Source organism: Streptomyces sp. sk2.1 (assembly GCF_008120935.1).
Lineage (GTDB): Bacteria > Actinomycetota > Actinomycetes > Streptomycetales > Streptomycetaceae > Streptomyces.
In genome coordinates, this window is record NZ_RDBO01000259.1 from 1 (window position 1) to 2,672 (window position 2,672).

Here is a 2,672-nt window from a genome sequence, read left to right on the forward strand (position 1 = left end):
TTGACCGCCTCGCTGCGCACGACGGTGTGGATCGTGTTCGCCGCCGGGCTCGCGGTGGCGGTGTGCGCGGTGCTCGCCCGGTTCCTGGTCGCCCGGCGCCGTCCCGGGTCAGCCCTTCTCCTCCGGCCGTCCCGGTCGCTGCGGTCGTGGGGCGGGACGGCGCCGGGCGACCAGGAACCGGGCGAGCACCGCGCACACCGCCACCGCGAGCCCGGCGGCGAACACGATCCACACCGTCGTGCGCAGCGAGGCGGTCAACGCGTCGTACACCGCCGCGGCTCCGTCCGCCTCGCCGTCCGGCACCTCGGACAGCACCCGGCCGCGGGCGACCGCGAGCACCGCGCGCAGCACGAGTGCCCCGAGCGCGAAGCCCAGCCCGGCCACCGCCGCGGCCGAGAGCGCGGCGGCCCCGGAGCGCCGGTGCCCCGGACCGCCGCCGCGCGCCCAGGCCGCGGCCACGGCCAGGACGGCGAGCACGAGCGTGCCCACGGCGGGCCGGATGCCGCCGGCCCGCAGCAGCCGGAAGGACTGGCGCAACTGGTCGGCGCGGTCGGCGGAGACGAGCGTGATGTCGGTGTGCTGGACGGGGATGCGGTCGGCGAACGGCACCCCGTTGTCCGTCAGGTTCTGCCGGATCTGCGCGGTCACGGGTGCCAGGTCGATGGTCACGGCCTCCCCGGTGTCGCCGTCCAGGGCGGCGGTGACGGCCTCGTGGGCGGTGCGGTTGGCGGCGTTCCACGCGGTTTGGAAGGCGTCGGTGGTGGTGAACGACAGCACCGCCCGACGCAGGAAGTCCCGCACGGTGTCCTGGAGCGGTCCGGCGTCGATCCGCTTCATCGCCCCGTCGGTGATGAGGTCGCTGACGGTCTCGCGCACCTCGGGGTCGGAGGCGAGCGGCGCGACCGCCTCGACGTAGCGGTCGGTGTCGTCGATCTCCAGATCGACCCAGGCGGACAGGGCACCGACCGGCACGAGGACGGCCAGGACCACCACCAGTACCACCGAGAGGGCCGTCGACAGGTGCGTCCGCATCCCTCCAGGGAATCGCGTGCGCGGGCGCCGCGCCCCGGTCCGTACGCCATCCGAGTTGCCGGGTGGCCCGGCCGGGTGTGCCCTGGAGGGAACAAGGGGCGACGGAAGGAGATCTCCGCCATGGCCACACATGCAGCGATGCCGGCACGCGGACGGAGGGCGCACGCGCGCGGGCGCAGCGTGCTCTCCTGGGCCATTCCCGTCACGCTGGGCGCGGCGTACGGCCTCTACGCGTCCTTCATCCTCCGCAACAACGGCGCGAGCGGCTTCCGGCAGTTCTGGTACGGCCTGATCACCGCGGTGGTCCTCGCGGTCCTCTGCTACGGGCTGGGCCGGATCCAGCGCAGGATGCTGCCCCTGGTGCGGGCGGTGGCCTACGGCGCGCTGACGGCGGCGGCGATCGGCCTGCTGGTCGGCCTGACCGATTCGAGCGTGCTGCGTTCCTCGGCGCTCGGGCTCTCGGTGGGGCTGGGGATGTTCGTCAGCGCGTTCTACATCTTCTACACCCACGAGGACGTCCGGCCCGTCGGATGAACGGGGGCGCCGCGCGCCTGCCGCCCGTTGCGTGAACGCGGCTGCGCGCGTGTCGCCCGGTGCCTCTGCCGGTGCCTTCGCCCGGTGTCCTCGCCGCCCCGCTGTCAGCCGCCCGCCGGCAGCGGGGCGCAGGACGTCACGGCGCGCACCGCGGTGGCCCGGCCGAGGTCCGCGGTGACCCGGCCGGCGTCGGTCCTGAGCGTCATCCTGCCCCCGGCGGTGCGCAGCGGCTCCCCGCAGACCGTGCCGCCGGGGGTGGTGACCGAGACGCGCGGTCCCTCCTTCGACGGCCCGTACCAGGTGATCCCCACGGCCGCGGTGAGCAGCGCGGCGCAGCAGAGGGTGAGCGGCACGCCCCGGGCGAGGGCCTGAGCGGCGCGCAGGGCCTCGGTGTGGTCCGCGGCGACGTCGTCGAGCCGGAGCGCGGCGGTGTCGTCCGCGGCCGCCGGCCTGCCGTGGGCGGCGCGCAGCAGGGACAGGCCCCCCGCGGCGCCGCACAGGAGCGCGAGGAGCAGCACGGCGCCGACGATGACGGCGTACGGGGCGGCGAGCGAGCCGATGTCGCTGCGGCCCCGGAGGAGGCCGAACCCGACGAGTCCGGCCAGGAGCGCGGCGAGGCCGTTGCGCCAGGCCAGCGCCGATTCCCGGACCCGGGGCAGTTCCCGGCGCAGCAGGGCGCGGTGGCGGCGGGCCGCGAGCCGGTCGGCCGGGGTCCCGGCCGGTCCCGGTACGGCGCGCCAGGTCATCGCCGCGCCCTCTCCAGCAGGATGTTCCAGTACGCCCCGCAGCCCTCCTCGTCGCCGGGCCGGCCCGGGTGCTCGGTCCGGCAGACGCAGAGCACCGGCACCGGGACGAGCCCCGTGCCGGAGGGCCCGGACCGGACGACGCGCGGCGCGGACCGGACGACGGAACGGGTCCAGGTGTAGACCGTCGCGCAGTGGCAGCGCGGGCAGGTGCCGGTCAGGACGGCCCCGTCCCCGGTGGGCTCGATGAGCAGGCCCGCGGTGTACGCGGCGGGGTAGCCGGGCTCCGTGACCTCCTCGTACGGGAGGGTGGACGCCCGCCCCGTACGGGCGGGGTCCGTCGGAGGGGCCGTCGGGGGGTTC

4 protein-coding genes are annotated in these 2,672 nt (G+C 76.3%); 1 reads left to right on the top strand and 3 read right to left on the bottom strand.

Annotated features, from left to right (window positions below; genetic code table 11):
• Positions 1-108: 108 nt before the first annotated feature.
• On the bottom strand, positions 109-1,032 hold the full coding sequence (locus tag EAO76_RS43430; protein ID WP_148841700.1) for a hypothetical protein: 924 nt from the start codon (positions 1,030-1,032) through the stop codon (positions 109-111).
• A gap of 120 nt (positions 1,033-1,152) precedes the next feature.
• Here EAO76_RS43430 and EAO76_RS43435 point away from each other — a divergent pair, with 120 nt between their 5' ends.
• On the top strand, positions 1,153-1,566 hold the full coding sequence (locus EAO76_RS43435; protein WP_148841701.1) for a hypothetical protein: 414 nt from the start codon (positions 1,153-1,155) through the stop codon (positions 1,564-1,566).
• A gap of 104 nt (positions 1,567-1,670) precedes the next feature.
• Here EAO76_RS43435 and EAO76_RS43440 read toward each other — a convergent pair whose 3' ends face one another.
• The gene (locus EAO76_RS43440) at positions 1,671-2,312 is read right to left on the bottom strand and encodes a hypothetical protein (RefSeq protein ID WP_148841702.1); all 642 of its coding nucleotides are present in this window, start codon (positions 2,310-2,312) and stop codon (positions 1,671-1,673) included.
• On the bottom strand, positions 2,309-2,672 hold a 364-nt coding region (locus EAO76_RS45215), incomplete at its 5' end, for a hypothetical protein (protein ID WP_187439066.1). The genes EAO76_RS45215 and EAO76_RS43440, both read right to left, overlap by 4 nt.

What these genes read in the sequence shown, in the direction of transcription:
- EAO76_RS43430 (WP_148841700.1), bottom strand. Translation starts at nt 1,032, where the DNA reads ATGCGGACGCACCTGTCGACGGCCCTCTCGGTGGTACTGGTGGTGGTC.
- EAO76_RS43435 (WP_148841701.1), top strand. Translation starts at nt 1,153, where the DNA reads ATGGCCACACATGCAGCGATGCCGGCACGCGGACGGAGGGCGCACGCG.
- EAO76_RS43440 (WP_148841702.1), bottom strand. Translation starts at nt 2,312, where the DNA reads ATGACCTGGCGCGCCGTACCGGGACCGGCCGGGACCCCGGCCGACCGG.